At 40.8% G+C, this 19,298-nt stretch carries 15 protein-coding genes; 7 read left to right on the top strand and 8 right to left on the bottom strand.

Features of this window, described 5'->3' with window-relative positions; all coding sequences use genetic code 11:
- The first annotated feature begins 8 nt into the window (after nt 1-8).
- Entirely contained in the window at nt 9-1,580 is a 1,572-nt protein-coding gene (locus KQP93_RS09115) for a dihydrolipoyllysine-residue acetyltransferase (RefSeq protein ID WP_217874119.1), read from the top strand.
- Nucleotides 1,581-1,804: 224 nt separating this feature from the next.
- Here the strand turns inward: KQP93_RS09115 and KQP93_RS09110 are convergent, their stop codons facing one another.
- Both KQP93_RS09110 and KQP93_RS09105 read right to left on the bottom strand, forming a co-directional pair.
- Nucleotides 1,805-2,977 carry a putative manganese transporter gene (locus KQP93_RS09110; RefSeq protein WP_217874118.1) on the bottom strand — a complete coding sequence of 391 codons (1,173 nt, stop codon included), beginning with the start codon at nt 2,975-2,977 and terminating at the stop codon, nt 1,805-1,807.
- Between the two features lie 71 nt (nt 2,978-3,048).
- The gene (locus KQP93_RS09105; RefSeq protein WP_217874117.1) at nt 3,049-4,674 is read right to left on the bottom strand and encodes a M28 family metallopeptidase; all 1,626 of its coding nucleotides are present in this window, start codon (nt 4,672-4,674) and stop codon (nt 3,049-3,051) included.
- Nucleotides 4,675-4,784: 110 nt separating this feature from the next.
- Here KQP93_RS09105 and KQP93_RS09100 point away from each other — a divergent pair, with 110 nt between their 5' ends.
- From KQP93_RS09100 to KQP93_RS09085, 4 genes are all read left to right on the top strand, one after another.
- Entirely contained in the window at nt 4,785-5,597 is an 813-nt protein-coding gene (locus tag KQP93_RS09100; protein WP_217874116.1) for a DUF3025 domain-containing protein, read from the top strand.
- Nucleotides 5,594-6,382 carry an ABC transporter ATP-binding protein gene (locus tag KQP93_RS09095; RefSeq protein ID WP_217874115.1) on the top strand — a complete coding sequence of 263 codons (789 nt, stop codon included), beginning with the start codon at nt 5,594-5,596 and terminating at the stop codon, nt 6,380-6,382. The genes KQP93_RS09100 and KQP93_RS09095 overlap by 4 nt, the downstream gene beginning before the upstream one ends.
- On the top strand, nt 6,375-7,583 hold the full coding sequence (locus KQP93_RS09090; protein WP_217874114.1) for an ABC transporter permease: 1,209 nt from the start codon (nt 6,375-6,377) through the stop codon (nt 7,581-7,583). Before KQP93_RS09095 ends, KQP93_RS09090 begins: the two co-directional genes overlap by 8 nt.
- Nucleotides 7,584-7,756: 173 nt before the next feature.
- Nucleotides 7,757-10,789, top strand: a complete 3,033-nt coding sequence (locus KQP93_RS09085) for an ATP-binding protein (RefSeq protein ID WP_217874113.1) — start codon at nt 7,757-7,759, stop codon at nt 10,787-10,789.
- Here KQP93_RS09085 and KQP93_RS09080 read toward each other — a convergent pair.
- The 6 genes from KQP93_RS09080 to KQP93_RS09055 form a co-directional block, all read right to left on the bottom strand.
- Nucleotides 10,786-11,619 carry a UDP-2,3-diacylglucosamine diphosphatase gene (locus KQP93_RS09080; RefSeq protein WP_062565326.1) on the bottom strand — a complete coding sequence of 278 codons (834 nt, stop codon included), beginning with the start codon at nt 11,617-11,619 and terminating at the stop codon, nt 10,786-10,788. The two genes, KQP93_RS09085 and KQP93_RS09080, sit on opposite strands and share 4 nt — an antisense overlap.
- A 142-nt stretch (nt 11,620-11,761) precedes the next feature.
- Entirely contained in the window at nt 11,762-13,486 is a 1,725-nt protein-coding gene (locus KQP93_RS09075) for a proline--tRNA ligase (RefSeq protein ID WP_217874112.1), read from the bottom strand.
- A gap of 113 nt (nt 13,487-13,599) precedes the next feature.
- On the bottom strand, nt 13,600-14,304 hold the full coding sequence (gene tsaA / locus KQP93_RS09070; protein ID WP_217874111.1) for a tRNA (N6-threonylcarbamoyladenosine(37)-N6)-methyltransferase TrmO: 705 nt from the start codon (nt 14,302-14,304) through the stop codon (nt 13,600-13,602).
- A 99-nt stretch (nt 14,305-14,403) separates the two neighbouring features.
- Nucleotides 14,404-14,976 carry an outer membrane beta-barrel protein gene (locus KQP93_RS09065; RefSeq protein ID WP_055198360.1) on the bottom strand — a complete coding sequence of 191 codons (573 nt, stop codon included), beginning with the start codon at nt 14,974-14,976 and terminating at the stop codon, nt 14,404-14,406.
- A 227-nt stretch (nt 14,977-15,203) separates the two neighbouring features.
- Nucleotides 15,204-15,668, bottom strand: coding sequence for an acyl-CoA thioesterase (locus KQP93_RS09060; RefSeq protein WP_054561436.1), 465 nt, complete (start codon nt 15,666-15,668; stop codon nt 15,204-15,206).
- Nucleotides 15,669-15,771: 103 nt separating this feature from the next.
- Nucleotides 15,772-17,418: an electron transfer flavoprotein-ubiquinone oxidoreductase gene (locus tag KQP93_RS09055; RefSeq protein WP_217874110.1), complete on the bottom strand. Its 1,647-nt coding sequence runs from the start codon at nt 17,416-17,418 to the stop codon at nt 15,772-15,774.
- Between the two features lie 193 nt (nt 17,419-17,611).
- Here KQP93_RS09055 and KQP93_RS09050 point away from each other — a divergent pair, with 193 nt between their 5' ends.
- Both KQP93_RS09050 and KQP93_RS09045 read left to right on the top strand, forming a co-directional pair.
- Nucleotides 17,612-18,361, top strand: a complete 750-nt coding sequence (locus KQP93_RS09050) for an electron transfer flavoprotein subunit beta/FixA family protein (RefSeq protein ID WP_217874109.1) — start codon at nt 17,612-17,614, stop codon at nt 18,359-18,361.
- On the top strand, nt 18,362-19,288 hold the full coding sequence (locus KQP93_RS09045) for an electron transfer flavoprotein subunit alpha/FixB family protein (RefSeq protein WP_217874108.1): 927 nt from the start codon (nt 18,362-18,364) through the stop codon (nt 19,286-19,288).
- Nucleotides 19,289-19,298 lie beyond the last annotated feature (10 nt).

The following is a 19,298-nucleotide window of genomic DNA, read 5'->3' as shown; positions in this document are numbered from 1 at the left end:
GAGTCAGTATGTCTAAAGATTTTATCTTGCCAGATATCGGCGAAGGCATCGTAGAGTGTGAAATTGTTGAATGGTTAGTTGCAGAGGGCGATTCAGTAAATGAAGACCAGCCTATTTGTGATGTTATGACCGACAAGGCGCTTGTGCAAATTCCTGCTGTTCATGATGGTGTGATCAGTAAGCTTTATTATGCAAAAGGGGATATTGCGAAAGTACATGCACCATTATTCGCAATGGATGTTGATGGCGAAGCACCAACACAAAGCGAAGAAGCGCAAGCTCCTGTAACTCCAACTGAAGCATCATCTGAGGCTGGTGAGCACTTAGAAGATTTTATTTTACCAGATATCGGTGAAGGTATCGTTGAGTGTGAAATCGTTGAGTGGTTAGTGAGTGAAGGCGATGAAATCGTTGAAGACCAAGCTGTGTGTGATGTAATGACAGACAAAGCATTGGTGCAAATCCCAGCTAAATACACAGGTAAAGTTGAAAAGCTTTATTATCAAAAAGGTGATATTGCAGCGGTTCACAGCCCATTATTCCAAATGAGCATTGCAGGCCAAAGTGCAGAGCCAGATGTAAGTTCTGCAGTGGTTAAAGCACAAACAAATGCAGCAACTAAACCTTCACAGAAGCCTGCGACTTCAGCAAACTCTAGCAAACAACTTAATAAGAAAGCTGTTGCTTCACCTGCTGTTCGTCGTAAAGCCCGCGAACTTGATGTTGATTTAACGCAAGTACCAGGCTCTGGTAAAAACGGCCGTATTTACAAACAAGATATCGAAGACTTCTTGAATGAAACACCAAGCCAAGCAGCATCACAACAAGCTGCGCCAAAAGCGGCAGAGCCTGTATCAACTGTGGCGTCTTCTGGTGGCAGTCGCGTAGAGCCTATTAAAGGCATTAAAGCGGCAATGGCTAAGCAAATGGTTGCTTCAGTTTCGACAATTCCTCACTTTACTTTCTGTGATGAAATTGACCTAACTAAACTGATTGCAATGCGCAGTGAGCTTAAAGAGCAGTATAAGCAACAGGGCGTTAAGCTCACTATGATGCCGTTCTTTATCAAAGCACTGTCGTTAGCGATTAAGCAATTCCCGGTATTAAACTCGCAAGTAAATGATGATTGCAGTGAGCTAACTTACTTTGATGATCATAACATCGGTATGGCGGTTGATTCTAAGATTGGTTTACTTGTACCAAACATTAAATCATGCCAGTCAAAGAGCATCGTAGATGTTGCAAACGAAGTGACTCGTTTAACTGAAGCAGCACGTGATGGTCGTGTTTCACCGGATGATTTGAAAGGCGGCACTATTAGCATTTCTAACATCGGTGCGATTGGCGGCACAATTGCAACCCCGATCATCAATAAACCTGAGGTAGCGATTGTTGCTTTAGGTAAACTGCAGCATTTACCTCGCTTTGATACACAAGGCAATGTTGTTTCAGCTGCTATTATGCAAGTAAGCTGGTCTGGAGACCACCGAGTGATTGATGGCGGAACAATTGCCCGCTTCAATAACTTATGGAAGTCTTACTTAGAAGACCCTGCAAAAATGATGATGGCGATGAGCTAACATTAGTAAGCATTAAAAAACCAGCCTCGGCTGGTTTTTTTAATTGTAAATTTTGTATTTGTTATACCATTCCGCTTAATTAAGTAGTCTATTTTGAGGCAATAAAACCTCGTTGATAACAAGGCAAAAATTTCGTTATTTAGTTGTTCTAAATGAGAAATTTTTAACGCAGTTAGCGAAAGGTTTAATCCCTCAAAATGATTAAGTATTATTGCGGGTTGGTATTATATTACGTAAAAATACAACCCATAACCGAGTAACAGCGCAGGTATTGTTGAATACACCGTCGCGATTAAGGCCGCTTTTGGTGCTAATGCGATAGCTGGGAATAGGGCATCGCCGTCATTTGAAATTGCATTGGCTGCCATCGCACTAAATGGAATAATACCTTGTATATACAGTGTCATCACAACGATTTGTGGCCCGCAGCCAGGTAATAATCCAATAGCCACAGCCACCAGCGGTGCAAGATAAGCATACTCAGAAAACCAGGCTGTTAAATCAACACCGACTAGGTTAACGAGAATTTCAAACAGCATAAAACTGGCAACAACCCAGGCAGTAACAAAGTGCGTGTCCATTAACACTTTCGTGAGTTTTGAGGGAGGTGTGCAAGGCGCTTCTTCACTGGTTACTTGCTTATAACTGCTGCCTTTTGATGAAAGTGCCCATACAACCACGGTGAATAGCGCCATGATCGAGCCAAACAGGGTGACGCCAGTATTAACGCTTTGACTAAATTCGCTAAGGTCAGAATTGGTAGCGATAACAAAAGCAATAATCAAGCTTGGTACTAGGGTAAATTTCCAAATAGGACGGCTAAATTTCAAAGCTCTTGGTTGGCATTGTGGCTGCTCGTTGTATTGACTTGCTTCGTCAGGTTGAAATTTATCTGGGCTATGAATTGTATTTACTATCTGACCGCTAATAATACCTACAGCAACACCGATTAACATCATTAATAAACCATCAAGTGGGCGGGTTGCTAAAAGTAAAAAAGCGGCATCGCCCATGGTTGCGGTTAAGACGGCAACAACGGAGCCAAAGCTAGCCTGCTTTTTAGTAAATTGGGTTACCACAATAATGGCACCCCCACAGCCAGGTAAAGCACCTAAAATAGACGCAAAGCTCACCTCTAGAATGCCTGATTTAGCACGTAAATAGCTAAGCTGTAATTGAGGAAGACGATCAATAAGGTAGTAATAGATTAATAAGGTGGCTGCAACAAATACAGATACTTGAAAAAAAGCATCACTTAGCGCTTGTAGGGTGAACTCTCGGCTTGCAGGTACCGCTAAAGAAATCAGTAATAAAAGGGGTAAAATTAAGCGTTTATTGTCCGTAATGTAACACCTCGCTTTATTAGGAATAAACCTCGTTTGTGTTAGTGAGAGCATACAGTGCAACCTAAAAATTAATCAGGTTACACTGTATTACGTTTTTAAATGAAAATCAATCTCATTTGCATCTATTTGCGTTGGAACTCAGAAGTGGCATTCCAGGTCGGCCATTCTTTTTGTTCTGAGATATCAAAACCTACTTGATAGAATAACTGAAGGTCCTGAACGGCACCTGATAAATCCCATTCATCACGGTAACGGTCGCAAGGCTGATGGTAACAACCACGAAGCACTAAGCTCATACGCTTACGGTAATTTGCCGTTTCTTCGTCAAGGGCCTCACTACCACCACCAGCATACATTGCAGGTACCCCCATGTTTGCAAACGCAAAGTGATCAGAGCGGTAATAGCCACCTGAAGACGGTTTAGGGTCGCCAGATACCGTACGGCCTTGAGCTTTTGCAGCTGTTTCTAGCAGGCTATCCATTTCTGATTTACCAATACCAACAACACTGATGTCTTTTACTTTACCTAATAGGTTTAAGCTATCCATATTGATGTTAGCAACCGTTTGTGATGCTGGGATCACTGGGTTTGCAGCATAATATTTCGAGCCAAGTAAACCTTGTTCTTCAGCAGTAACGGCTAAGAAAGTCATTGAACGGCTAGGGTGCTCAGGTAAGGTAGCAAATGCTTCAGCAACTTCGATTAAGCCAGCAGTGCCCGTTGCATTATCGTGGGCGCCATTATAGATTTGGTCGCCTTTGCGGGTTTTATCAGTACCAAGGTGATCCCAGTGAGCTGAATAAATGATGTGCTCGTCTGGCTTTTCGCTACCCGGTAACGTCGCGATAAAGTTATACGAAATTGACTTTTTGATTGTGTTATTTACTTCAACACTTGCAGTTAGGTCGCCCATATCAACATGGTAAGCGCCTTTTGCCGCATTAGCTTTCATGGTATCGAAATCTAAGCCTGCTTTTGTGAAAAGCTCTTTAGCAACATCAGTTGTTACCCAGCCTTCAACAGCAACACGGTCCATGTTGTTATTTTCTTTTTGGAAACCAAATTGCTCACCGCTCCAAGAGTTTTCAACAACTGACCATGGGTAAGAGGCCGGTGCTGTTTCGTGGATAATAATCGCACCTGCTGCACCTTGACGGCTTGCTTCTTCATATTTGTATGTCCAACGACCGTAATAGGTCATGGCATCGCCGGTGAATAAATCAGGGTTTTTCGTCGCAAAACCTGGATCGTTTACCAGCATAACAACTGTCTTGCCTTTAACATCTAGGCCTTCGTAGTCGTTCCAGTTGTACTCTGGTGCATTGACACCGTAGCCAACGAATACTAATTCAGAATCTTTAATGCTTTGCTTAGCACTAATACGGCTGCTACCCATTACCATATCTTTTTTGTATTGGTAATCTTTGCCGCCAATGGTAAGTACCATGTCTGAATCAGCTTCTAGTGAAACAAGCGGTACTTCTTGTAAGAAGCTATCACCGTTACCCGGCTCAAAACCCAATGCTTTAAATTGGTCGGTTAAATAGGCAAGCGTTAGCTCTTCACCTTTAGATGATGGTGCACGGCCACCGAACTCATCAGAGGCAAGCACTTTAATATGCTCTGCTAGTTGCTCTGAGTTAATGCTTTGATAGGCTTTTTCGACATCACTTGATGTGATACTTGTTGAAGCACAGCCCGCAAGAATGGCACTTGCAAGGACTGTCATTGGAAAATAGCGTTTCATAATAGCTCTTTTTTTGTTTTATGGTGGCATTAGTATATGAGGTTCTATTAATGAGAACCAGTTTTTACGGTAAACTACCCACAATACATCAAGAAGTTAAAAAATAAGCAATGAAACGATTTACTGCTCCCGAGCAATGGTCAACACAATACCTCACAACGGGTGCTTTTAGTGACCTAGCAACGCTATTTAATTTAGATAAACTGGCAGATTGGCCATCTTGCCAGTGGTTTAATCAATATCTAAATGCGAAAACTACACAGGGCAAAGCCATAACCTTTGTTGAAGATGAAAAGTTTGCTGATGAGACCCGTTATTATGAGCAAATCATATTTGAGACAGGGCAAGTACCAACAAGACAACAAAATTGGCATGACCTTTTCGGTGGCTTTATTTGGTGTTTATTCCCAAAAACTAAAGCGCTGATTAATCATCAACACATTGAAGAAATTAAACTACATGGTCTAAAAGAGCGAAGTAAACACCGAAATGCGCTTACTTTATTTGACGAATGCGCTGTGGTGCTGGCAATTACCGAGCAAAGCTGGCAGCAGCAATTACGCGACCATCAATGGCAGCAAGCCTTTGTCGAACAACGTGAACAATGGGGTAAAAGCATTAGGCCATTTATGTTTGGCCATGCTAACTACGAAATGCTCACTCAGCCGTATATTGGTTTAACAGGTAAAGCATTATTTGTAATTGTTCCTGATGACATATTTTGTAAAGATTTAAGCGAACAATATGCGTATCTAGATCAACGTCTTTATGAGATGATTAAGGTTGATGATTGTTTGCGTGATAATAAAAATTTATCACCCTTACCCTTGTTAGGTGTACCAGGATGGTGGACTGACAATGAAAATCCAGAATTTTACAGTAACACTGATTACTTTAGACCGAAACGAAGGAAACGCACATGATTGAAGTGGCAGGGCTTAAAAAGAAGTTTAAGCTAACAAAAGATCATAAAAAAAATAAAACGGACAACGTAGACCCCCGTGAAGATAAAGAGTTTTTTCATTCTGTAAGAGACGTCAGCTTTCAATGTAACAAAGGTGAAGTACTCGGTTTACTCGGCCCAAATGGGGCCGGTAAAACAACCACCCTTAGAATGATTTCAACAGCCTTAAAACCAGATGAAGGCAGCATTACCATCTCTGGTCACGATATCGTTAAAAAGCCATTAGTTGGCCGCAAATCAATTGGATTTCTGTCAGGTAGTACCGGCTTATATGGGCGTTTAACAGTTAAAGAAAACGTTGAATACTTTGCCCGTTTACATGGCATGAGTAAAAAAGCGGTAGCCGCTCGTTGTGATGAGCTATTCACCTTACTTGATATGCACAGCTTTATTGATAAACGCGCCGAAAACCTTTCAACAGGTATGAAGCAAAAAGCCAATATTGCCCGCGCTGTTGTTCATCATCCTGATGTGGTTATTCTTGATGAGCCGACAACTGGTTTAGATATTATGACTACGCAAACCGTAATTAACTTTATTCGCGGCCTTAAAGAGAAGGGCACACCCGTTATTTTTTCAACGCACCATTTAGATGAAGTTGCCTTACTTTGTGACCGTGTTGCTGTGATAAACCAAGGTATTAGTTGCTTTGATGGCACCTTAGATGAGTTTAAACAAACAGGTCAAAGTGAAGAATTAAACCAAGCGTTTATGAATATTTTAACGGAGAGCCGTGATGTTTGAAGTATTTAAAAAGGAATTAAAAGAGCTGTTACGTGACCGTAAAACATTGATATTCGTTGTTGCACTTCCGGTTGCTATCTTCCCACTGTTATTTGCTGTTATGGCCTTTATTAGTTCACAAGCGGCGTTAGAGGCAGAACAAGAGGTCCACACTTACGCCATTATTAATGGTAGCTATGCGCAAGAGTTTACAGATAAGGTGTTTTACCATAAGAGCTTTGCTTTATACAAAGGCGACGAAACCTTTAATACGGTAGAAGAGCTCACCAAAGCGGTTAAAGCAGGCACCATCGACATGGGTATCTATTTACCGTCAGACGCAAAGCAAACGTTAGATGATGCAAAGCAAAGTGAATGGCAAGTTGTGTATAACGATGCGAAAGCAATTAACTTCTTGTTTGACCGTGTAAAAGAACTGGCAAAAGAATATGGTGATGCCCTGCGTACAAACAAACTATTAAGTTTTGGCGTATCAGAAGAGCAACAAGCCGCTATTATCGAGCCTATTAAAGTGGTGAAGGTCGACACTGCAGATAAACGTGAAAATCTTGGTGAGAAAATAGGTGGGTTTATTCCTTATCTGCTTATTCCTCTGGTATTGATGGGTGCAACATACCCTGCGATTGATTTAGGAGCTGGTGAGAAAGAGCGCGGTACGCTCGAAACCCTTTTACTTACACCAATCACGCGTACTCAGTTGGTGTTAGGTAAGTTTGTAACTTTACTTGCTTCTTCTATTGCGACAACCACCATCACCGTACTCAGTATGGGGGTATGGATATCGGTGGCCATTGCATTTGTGGATTTAGCGGTTGTAAAAAACGCATTTAGCTCTTTAACCGTATTTGATTTAGGGCTGATTTTTGTGTTGTTATTGCCTATAGCTGCAATCTTCTCATCATTAGCGTTGGCTATCTCAATTTATGCCCGAACCTTTAAAGAAGCGCAAAACTACATGGCGCCGCTTAGCATGGGTGTGATTTTTCCAATTATGATTGCTTTAATGCCAAATGTTGAACTGACGAGCAAAACCGCTTTTATTCCAGTGACAAACGTTGCGCTGGCAATCAAAGAAATCATTAAAGGCACAGTTGATTACACATTAGTGGGTTTAATTTTCCTCGCGACAGTCATTGTAGCAGGTGCATTACTCGCGTTTTGTGTTAAGTGGTTTAATAAAGAAGATGTCTTATTTAGATAAACGATTTAATGATTTTACCTGATAATAAAGCACCACTTTGGTGCTTTATTTGTTTGTAAGTCAAGCTAAGTACCTGCTAATCCTTATTAATTAATCTTTTTTCTGTATACTCCACTTTATTATTATTCTCTCCTATACTCTAAAGCAGAGTAGAAAAGAAGGCTTTCGATTCAATGGATTCTGGACATTCAGCACATTTCTATCAACGCCACAAATTACCAATTCTCGCGTTTTGTATTCTCTTGGTATTGGCAATTTTAGTAACTGTGAAGTATGAATACGATCTTAGAGAGGATGTGTTCAGCCGCACGCTTGTGCAGATAGAGCGAGAGCTTGAGACTAAAGAAGCTGTTTTTGAGTCAAGTCTAAGAGAGAAAATTTCTGCACTTAACTTCTTAGACTCAACGCCGCCAGTACTTGCAATAATGCGTGCTACAAATGATCAAAATATAGATCCTGTTTTAGGTACGCCCATCTCGGCATGGAAAGACCGCCTAGCTAAAATCTTTAGTGGTTTTATGACAACAGATAAAGACTTAGCACAGGCTCGCTATATTTACATTGCAGACAATGGTAAAGAAGTCGTTCGCGTTGATAATGTAAATAGTCAGGTCTATAGAATTGGTGAGGAAAAGTTACAACATAAAGGCCAACGTGATTACATGCAAATCACAGCACAGCTTAAAAATGGCCAAATTTATATATCACCTATTAACTACAATCGTGAAAATGGCCGCTTACAACAGCCCTATACCAGTACATATCGAATTGCAAAACTAGTAAAAGATGCTGAAGGTAAACCGTTTGCCGTGTTGATCCTGAACTATTATGCAGCCGATCTGATTAGCAAGCTTACCAGTAACACCGCTGAAAACCTCTCAGTGTATTTGTTAAATGCGCAGCAACAATTTATCTATCACCCGATGGAGTCATACCGCTTTAGCTTTGAGCTTGATGACGCTCATTATTGGTCTGAAGAATTTAGCCCTACCCAACAAATGGCAAATGTTGATTTTTTTGATGTGGTTAACTTACCCGAAAAATTATATGTTCAGAAAGTTTTTGAGTTTGATAATGGCGTTCAAATGCAGCCACTGACACTGGCTGTTTCAATAAATACCGATATATTACTCAATGAAATACATCAAAAGCGATTAAGGTTTATTGGCATTTTATGCTTAATCATTTTAGTTGTGCTGATGTTATTTATAATCTATCAACGTGACATCAACAGAAAAATTGAGCTTAGTTTCCTAAAAGAAAAGAACAGTAAAATTATTGAAGACTCAACAGATGCCATTATTATGGTTCAGCCAGATGGTGTTATTTGTAATGCCAATGAAACGGCAAAAACGTTTTTTGGTATAACAGAGCAAACCACCCATTTTGATACCTTGTTTAATTATAACGATGAAGATTTTCAAGGGATTGCACAAGCCATTAAAGAAGGGCAGCGGTGCTCGTTTGAAGCGGTTCACATCAGTGAGCAAAGCACACATTATTTCTCGATTACCATGACACCTGTTTTTGATGCAGTAAAACAGCAATATCAAATAGCGGCAATACTGCGCAATATTGATTCACTTAAGTGCGCTCAACATCAACTAGAAAAGCTTAATGTTACACTAGAAGAAAAAGTGAAAAGCCGCACAGCCGAGCTCGAAAAGGCCACCGAAGAAGCATTAGCTTCCAGTAAAGCTAAAAGTGAATTTGTCGCTAATATTTCTCATGAAATTCGCACCCCGATGAATGGCGTACTTGGCATGCTCGAAATGCTTGAAGAAGAGCCTTTATCTACTCAGCAAATGCAATACTTACATTATGCAAATACTAGCGCTAACTCATTGATGACACTGATCAATGACATTCTTGATTTTTCAAAAATTGAAGCAGGTAAACTTGATTTAGATAGTCACGAGTTTGATGTTGTTTCAGTGTGCAGTGATTTAATTACATCGATGGCTGTTCAAGGTCAGAAAAAAGGTATTGAGATACTGTTCGATGCGCATGCTATAACTAAGCGTACCGTAATGGGTGATAGTCACCGCCTAAAACAAATTCTTAATAATTTACTCAGTAATGCATTTAAGTTTACCCATAAAGGTCATGTTAGCTTAACGGTTAAGGAGCAGCTGCATTCAGACAATACGCTTTGCCTAAGCTTTATTGTTGAAGATACAGGTATTGGTATCTCGAAAGAAAACCAAAGTAAATTGTTTGAAGTGTTTACCCAAGAGGACTCAAGTACAACACGTCATTATGGTGGCAGTGGTTTAGGGCTTTCTATAAGCCGAAAACTCGCTCAGTTGATGGGTGGTGATATTATCGTTGAAAGTGAAAAAGGAAAGGGCAGCCGCTTTTGGGCAAGTATTTTTGTATCTATCTGTGAGCCGCATAATGTGCCACATAAGAGCAATTTACTTAATGAGAAAAAAATAGGCTGTGCAATTCAATATGAATTACTGGCTAGCAATGTTGAGCTGCAACTAGCGACACTAGGCCAGAGTCATAAAATTACGCATTTAACTGATGTTTCTGAAACTGACTTCAATGAGTTAGGTTTACTTATCATTGATCATAAACACCCAGAACTGAACAATGTGTTGGGTTTTGCAAATCGATACCCCGACACCTGCGTATTAATTTTAGGAGTTATGGCATCACTTAAACAAAAAGAAACATTACCGAGCAATTGTACTGTTATTGCAAAACCTGTCACTCCTGATGAATTAGCCTATAAACTCGCGGTTTTATTTAATGACAATGACTCTGTTATTGAGCGTAAAAATACAGATACTAAAGAAATTATTGAGCTTGATTTAACATCTCGTTCAGTGCTTATCGTCGACGATAACATGATTAATATTGAGGTGAGCAAAGCCATTTTAAGAGATAGTCATGTTCATATTGAATCAGCCAGCGATGGTCTTGAAGCAATTGAGGTATTGAATAATAGCGAAACTCAATTTGATCTGATCTTAATGGATTGCCAAATGCCAAACCTAAATGGGTATGACTGTACCAAAGCAATCAGGCAAGGCAAAACTGGTGAGAAATACCAAGATGTGGTGATCATCGCTATGACTGCAAGTGCGATGGCTGGCGATAGAGAGAAATGCCTCAGTGTTGGCATGAACGACTATATCACCAAGCCAATTAAACAAGCCACATTGCGTAAAAAGCTATCAATGTGGCTGAAGGCTTAAGCGGCATCACGTTCTTTATTAAATGCAGGTTTAGGCGTTAAAGCACTAATATCAGCAGAGTGAATCACTTTTTGTGTTTCACTCCAGTGCAATAACTCAATACGGCCAGAGCTGTTTTCAACTAATGCAGTGCAGCTCTCAATCCAGTCGCCATCATTGCAATACAAAATTCCATCAACCACTTTAACGGCTGGGTGATGAATATGCCCACAAATGATGCCATCGACGGCTTGTTTTTTTGCTTCGTGGATGGCTGCTTTTTCAAATGCGTCAATTGCTTCACGTGCTTTATGAACTCGTGCTTTTATCCAAGAGGCCAATGACCAATAATTACCGCCAAATAAACGGCGAATGCGATTAGTCCAACGATTTAAAAAAAGTAAAAAGTCGTATCCTGCATCGCCTGCAATACTGATTAATTTGTTGTAGCGGGTTGCTGAATCAAAATCGTCGCCATGCAACAGTAAAAACCGTTTGTTGGCTTTTGTGGTATGGATATATTGTTTATGTACTTCGATACCGAATAATGAATCATTGGCATAATGGCGAAAGGTTTCGTCGTGGTTACCCGGTATATAGATCACTCGAGTGCCATCTTTCGCTTTTTGTTGAATAAGCGCTAATACATCATAATGACTAGGGTGCCAAAAGAACTGTCGTTTCATCGACCATAAATCGACAATATCACCGACCAAATACAGAACATCGCATTCAATCGCATTTAAAAAGTCTAGTAAATACTGCGCTTGGCAGTCTTTATAACCTAAGTGAACGTCGGAAATCCAAACGGCAGGATAGTGGGTTTTACTACTGCAAGTGGTGTTATTCATGGCATTTACTCATGGTGTAATAAAGTAAATGCTAGGCAGAATCAATGACAGTTAAAAGACGCTTTAGCGAAACATCTATGACAATTAAGAAATACAAAAAAACCGCCGAAGCGGTTTTTTATATTTTGTTGAGCTGACTTAATTAGCCTTTAATAAGTGCGGCAATTTCGGAAGCGGCACTATCTAAATCAAGCATTAGCTTTTCACCAGTACGACGGTTTTTAAGCTCCACCTTATTTTCATCAAGGTTACGCTCACCAATAACTAGCGTGAAAGGCACACCTAATAATTCCATGTCGTTAAACATAACACCAGGGCGCTCTTTACGGTCATCAAACAACACATCTAAACCTGCATCTTTCAAACCTTTGTAAAGGTTATCTGCAATATCCGGAATACGATGAGACTTATGCATGTTCATAGGTACAATTGCTAAATCAAATGGTGCAATAGGTTGCGGCCATTTAATACCGTATTGGTCGTTGTTTTGCTCAATAGCGGCAGCTACGATACGTGATACACCAATGCCGTAACAACCCATTGTCATTACTTGGTTTTTACCTGATTCACTTAATACGCCTGCTTTCATTGCTTCTGAGTACTTAGTGCCAAGTTGGAAAATATGGCCAACTTCAACACCACGTTTAATTTGCAGTGAACCTTGGCCACACGGGCTTGGATCGCCTTCCACGATATTACGGATATCAGCCACTTCGTAGTTTTCTACATCGCGATCCCAGTTGATACCGCTGAAATGTTCACCATCTTTATTTGCACCAGCTACAAAATCAGCCATTACGTTAGCTGTGCGGTCAACAATTATTGGCATTGATAGGCCGACTGGGCCTAATGAACCCGGTTTTGAGCCAATAGCAGCAACGATGTCTTCTTCTTTTGCCATTTCAAGCGGTGAGTCTACAAGCGGGTGTTTCTCAGCTTTTAACTCGTTTAGGTCATGGTCGCCACGTAATACAAGGGCAACTAAACCACGTTGTTCGTTTTCATCTGGTGCGCCATACACGATTAATGTTTTCACGCCGCGATGAGGTTTAACACCATAGTGCTCTTTAAGCTCAGCAATTGATTTTGCATCAGGCGTTGGGAACGCTTTTAGTTCTTTGCTTGCAGCTGGGCGCTCTTCAGTCGGTGCCAGTGCTTCTGCTTTTTCGATATTTGCAGCATAATCACTAGCATCACTAAATGCGATTGCATCTTCGCCTGATTCTGCAAGTACATGAAACTCATGTGACACGCTACCACCAATTGAACCTGTATCAGCGATAACAGGGCGGTAATCAAGACCAAGGCGCTCGAAGATGTTGCAGTATGCTTTGTGCATTACTTGGTATGTTTTCTCTAAACACTCATCACTTAAGTGAAAAGAGTAAGCATCTTTCATCGTAAATTCACGAGCACGCATTACACCAAAACGAGGGCGAACTTCGTCACGTACTTTTGTTTGTACTTGGTAAAGAGTAAGCGGTAATTGCTTATAAGAATTTACTTCTTTACGTACAAAATCAGTGATCACTTCTTCGTGTGTAGGGCCAAGTGCAAATGGACGGTTGTGACGGTCATTAATACGAAGTAATTCAGGACCAAATTGCTCCCAACGACCAGACTCTTCCCAAAGATCAGCTGGTTGGATAATAGGCATTAACATTTCTATAGCGCCTGCTTTATCCATTTCTTCACGTACGATGTTTTCTACTTTTTTAAGTACGCGTAGACCAGAGGGCAACCATGTATACAAACCCGACGCAACGCGGCGGATCATGCCTGCTCGTAGCATTAATTGATGAGAAACAATTTCTGCATCAGACGGAGTTTCTTTAAGTGTTGCGAGTATATATTGACTGGTACGCATCTCTATTCCAAGTAGTGTTAAAATTATTATCGTTTACTCAAGACGTTTGAGTAATAACAAGGCGCTAAGTTTACCAGTGGAAGCACTGACACTAAAGCGCTATATGCTAAAAACTAGCATTTTTCAATGCTGGTCACTGTATTATGATTGTCCTGAACATGCCACCTAATATTAAAATCATATAAGGTCATGCCGTAGCTTTGTTCTGAGTCACGTTGCTTTTTATAGGCAGGGCGAGGATCTTGCTTTAATACATTGCTTATAAACGCTTTTAATTCAGGTTGTTCGGTCTGTTTTTCGATAAACGCCAGGGCTTCTTCACTAAACTCAACACTCATATCGGTTTCTGGTCGGGTATCGGCAAAGCCTGCGGTGGCATCGGTCATTGCGTCTGAGTAGGGCAAATAAGGTTTAATGTCTAAAATAGGTGTGCCATCGAGTAAATCGATACCTGAAAGCAATAAGCTTAACTGACCATTTTTATATTCGATACCCTCTAATTTTACAGCACTCATGCCTATAGCGTTTGGTCGAAAGGTTGCTCGTGTTGCAAATACACCTTTTCGTTCGTTACCGCCGAGGCGAGGGGGTCTCACCATTGCTGAATAGCCTTTATCTGCGGTTTCATGAAATCTGAATAGTAACCAAATATGGCTAAATTCATCGAGGCCGCGTACAAACTCTTCACGATTAAAATCGCTGCAGAATACCAGCTTTGCTTTAGCTTCAGGAACTAAACGAGGTTGGCGAGGTATGGCAAACTTTTGTTTATAAGGAGATTGAATATGGCCGACGGCAGTTAATTGGTATTCGCTCATTGTGCATTGTCGTTAAGAAAATCTGCCGACATTTTACATGCAAACACAAAAAAAGGCAGTCGAGACTGCCTTTTAAATATTTAGACTGTACAGTCTAAATTAAAACATGTATTGGAATGATACAGACGCTACATCCATATCTGGGTCAATATCGTCTTCTAATTTATAGCGCTCATACTCTAAACGTACTTGCATGTTTGTTGTGAAAGCATATTCTACACCTGCACCATAAAATACATCACCACCGTCTGAGTCAGCACTGATGCTGCCAAGCTCGCCTAGGTCTTGTTCAATTTCAGCATCCCACTCAAGCCAACCACCTTTGGCATAAACAGAAAAACTATCTGTAATTGGGGCTGCTAAGCGTGCTGCTAGTGAAACACCGTCAATTTCAGCTTTAGAATCGATATCGCTTACTTCATCAAAATTTTGATAGGCAAGTTCAAGGCTTAAGTACTTGTTAAACTGAGTACCAATATAGCCTTTCAGCATTTGTGAATCGTCATCAAAGTCAGTGTCATTTTCACTGTCTTCAAACTCAAAAGAATATTGGCCGTAGCCGATACCGGTATAAATACGCGGAGAATCCATTTCGGTAATATCTGCATGTGCAGCATTATTAAAACCTAGTAGTGCTAAAGAAAGTGCAGAAAGTGAAATTGCTTTAATCATTTAATAGCTCCTTTATAAAATAAATAAACGAATGTTTCGCGTCATTCACAAGGAGTATTGCAACGGCAATGCCAAGCTGAAAATAAAGCCTAAAGTATTGTTTTTAGGCTTTAATTAGTGGTTTTTTGCGCAGTTTGTTGAAACTGTAATCAGGCATTCAGTTTGGCTGTCGTAACAATTTCAGGGTGCTCTGTAGAAGTTACTAAGTGCAGTTAATAGGTTTAGTTTTATGCTTTTTGTAATAGGGTTTCAGTTTCTATCGCGATCTCTTTCATTTTAATCGCATAGTTTTCAATTTTCTTTTCTTCGTCTGTCACTGCAGTATATGAAGGTACTTCGATTGGGTAGCCTGCTTCATCCATAGCAATAAAACTTATAACACAATGATTGGTTTCAACTAGATTCTGTGTTTTAGGGTCGCCGCAGCGTACTTGAATAAAGATTTGCATGCTGGTTTTACCTGTGTGGGCAATACTAGCTTTAACTTCGACTATTTGGCCAACCAAAATAGGGCGTTGAAACTTTACACCCGCAACAGAGACAGTTACGCAGTAATGACCGCTCCAACCTGCAGCACAGGCGTAACCAGCTTGGTCAATCCACTTCATTACCACACCACCATGAACCTTACCGCCAAAATTGACATCAGTAGGTTCAGCTAAAAAACGAAAGGTTACACTTGAAGACGGCATACTTTACTCACTTTTATAAAACACGACATTTTCAGCATAGCCTAAAAAAGGGGCCGAAGCCCCTGCAATTTAGGATAAATTTTAATTAAATGAGTAACGTGCGTTACATATTAGGGTAGTTTGGCCCGCCAGCTCCCTCAGGTGTTACCCAAGTAATGTTTTGACTTGGGTCTTTTATGTCGCAGGTTTTACAGTGCACACAGTTTTGTGAGTTGATCACAAACTCTTTCTGACCTTCAACCTCTTGTACTTCGTAAACACCTGCAGGGCAGTAGCGTTGTGCTGGCTCATCAAATTGCGGTAAATTAACCTTAATTGGAATCGAGTTATCTTTTAGCTTTAAATGGCATGGCTGCGATTCTTCATGATTGGTATTTGATAAAAACACCGATGAAAGTTTATCGAAGCTAAGCTTGCCGTCTGCTTTCGGGTAGTCGATTTTTTCAGCCTGATCAGCTGCAACCAACGTTGCATGATCTGGCATGTTGTCTTCAAAATTAAACGGTAAGCTGCCACCAAATAGATTTTGATCGAGAGTGTTATAAGCACCCCCTAAGAACTTACCGAGTTTGTGCATAACAGGGCCAAAGTTACGCGATTGATAGAGCTCTTTATACGCCCAGCTCTGTTCAAAGGCTGATTTATATTCTACTAAATCGGCATTTTCTTTACCGTCGCTAAGAGCTGCTACGATCACATCAGCGGCAACTATGCCTGATTTCATCGCTGTATGATTACCTTTGATCTTAGCAAAGTTCAATGTGCCGGCATCACAACCCACAAGTAAACCACCCGGGAAGTGCATTTTCGGTAATGAGCGCAGGCCACCTTTGGCAATGGCTCTTGCACCATAGGCTATACGTTCACCGCCTTCTAAAACATCTTTAAAGACAGGGTGATGCTTCATGCGCTGAAATTCATCGAACGGGCTCAAATGTGGGTTTGAGTAGTTAAGGTCAACAATTAAGCCAACTACAACTTGGTTGTTATCGCTATGATACATAAACGCACCACCACTGGTATCACCCGTTAAGGGCCAGCCTGTACCATGTACTACTGTGCCTTCTTTGTGTTTACTTGGGTCGATTTGCCAAATTTCTTTGAAACCTAAACCGTAATGCTGTGGTGACGCATCTTTATCAAGGGCAAAGTGTTTAATTAGCTCTTTACCTAAATGACCGCGGCAACCTTCAGCAAATACTGTGTATTTAGCTCTAAGCTCCATACCCGGCATGTAACCGTCTTTTTCGTTGCCGTCTTTATCAAGACCCATATCACCAGTGATAATGCCTTTCACTGTTTCGTCTTCAATAATTAAAGAGTGCGCACTAAAGCCAGGGAATATTTCTACCCCTAAGTTTTCAGCTTGCTCTGCTAAAAAGCGACATACATTACCCATAGAGACAATGTAATTGCCTTCGTTATGGAATGTTTTAGGGCTAGCAAAGTGGGGGATGCTGGTGGCTTTTTCATTGTTATTAAACCAGTAAATATCATCTTGCGTTACTTTTGTGGTAACTGGAGCGCCTAATGACTGCCAATCGGGTAATAATTCGTCCAGCGCTTTGGTTTCAAAAACCGCACCCGATAAAATGTGTGCGCCCACCTCAGAGCCTTTTTCTACCACACAGATCATTAATTCTTGTTGTTTTTCTTGTGCTTGTTGAGCCAATCTAATCGCAGTTGATAAACCTGCTGGGCCTGCGCCTACGATGACTACATCAAATTCCATGGTTTCGCGTTCGACCATATAAACCTCTTCTCGGTGACGGACCTGCTGTAAAGAACCTTATTTCATACTTGCAAATGAAACGTTACAGGCTGTGAATACTTTAAGGTTATTTTAGGTTGACGTTTACGTCAACAGGAAGTAGTCTGAATTCATAAAATAAATAAGTTGACGTTTAGGTCAACTATGAGAACACACAATTGATGGAGTCACGATGAAAGTCCTCGTTCCAATTAAAAGAGTAATTGACTACAACGTCAAAGCACGCGTTAAAGCTGATAAAACGGATGTTGATCTAGCTAATGTAAAAATGGCGATGAACCCGTTTTGTGAAATTGCAATTGAAGAAGCTATTCGTTTAAAAGAAGCAGGGACGGCCACTGAGGTTGTTGCTGTGACTATTGGTAATAAATCATCTCAAGAGCAATTACGTACGGCCTTAGCACTCGGTGCCGATAAAGCCATTCATATTGAAACAGAAGAAAAGCTTGAGTCTTTACATGTTGCTAAATTACTAAGCAAGATTGTAGAGCAAGAATCACCTGAGCTGGTTATTTTAGGTAAGCAATCGATTGACTCTGACAACAATCAAACCGGTCAAATGCTTGCAGCTTTAACGGGTCGTGGCCAAGGCACCTTTGCATCTAAAGTCGATGTTCAAGCGGGCACCGTTAATGTAACGCGTGAAGTAGACGGTGGCTTACAAACAGTTACTCTTAAACTACCTGCTATCGTAACCACAGACTTACGTTTAAATGAACCGCGCTACGCTTCATTACCAAACATTATGAAGGCAAAGCGTAAACCTCTAGATGTAATTGCTGCTGATAGCCTAGGTGTAGACCTTGCGCCTCGCGTGCAACTGGTAGAAGTAAATGAGCCAGAAAAACGCAGTGGCGGTATTGTCGTAGAAGATGTTGCGACATTGGTAGAAAAGTTAAAAACTGAAGCGAAGGTGATCTAAATGAAAACATTAGTGATAGCCGAACACGATAAAGGTGTTCTAAAGCCTGAAACCAATAAAACGATTACTGCTGCTGTTAAACTTGGCTTTGATGTAGATTTACTTCTTGCAGGCGACAACTTATCTGCAATGAGCGAGCAAGCAGCGTCAATTGCAGGTGTTAGCAATGTACTGATTGCCGATGATGCAGCTTATGCTCATCAACTTGCAGAAAACCTAGCTGACCTGGTTTTATCTTTAGCTGATAACTATTCACACATTGTCGCAAGCGCAACAACAACGGGTAAAAACTTTATGCCACGTGTTGCAGCACTTTTAGATGTTGCGCAAATCTCTGAAATCATCGACGTTATTGATGCAGATACCTTCAAGCGTCCTATTTATGCGGGTAACGCAATTGCGACAGTTAAATCGCTAGATAGCAAAAAGGTTATTACTGTTCGTGCAAGTAGCTTTGATATTGCACAAGAGCAAGCGCCAGTAGCTGTAACTAGTGTTGCTGGTAAAGGTTCTGTTGGTCTGAGTGAGTTTGTATCAGAAGAACAAACTGAATCTGAGCGTCCAGAGCTTACTGCCGCACCTGTGGTTATTTCAGGTGGTCGTGGTATGCAAAATGGTGAAAACTTTGCGTTATTAAATGGTATTGCCGATAAACTAGGCGCAGCCATTGGTGCTTCACGTGCTGCTGTTGATGCGGGCTTTGTACCAAACGATATGCAAGTAGGCCAAACAGGTAAAATTGTTGCCCCAGATTTATATATTGCTGTGGGTATCAGTGGTGCGATTCAACACTTAGCGGGTATGAAAGACTCAAAAGTGATTGTTGCAATCAATAAAGACCCTGATGCACCAATTTTCCAAGTCGCTGACTATGGTTTAGTTGCTGATTTATTTGATGTGTTACCAGAGCTTGAAAGCGCTCTGTAATTCATAACGA

Origin of the sequence: Pseudoalteromonas shioyasakiensis (genome assembly GCF_019134595.1) — a bacterium.
Classification (GTDB): domain Bacteria; phylum Pseudomonadota; class Gammaproteobacteria; order Enterobacterales; family Alteromonadaceae; genus Pseudoalteromonas; species Pseudoalteromonas shioyasakiensis_A.
This window is presented reverse-complemented; position numbering and strand designations above follow the sequence as displayed.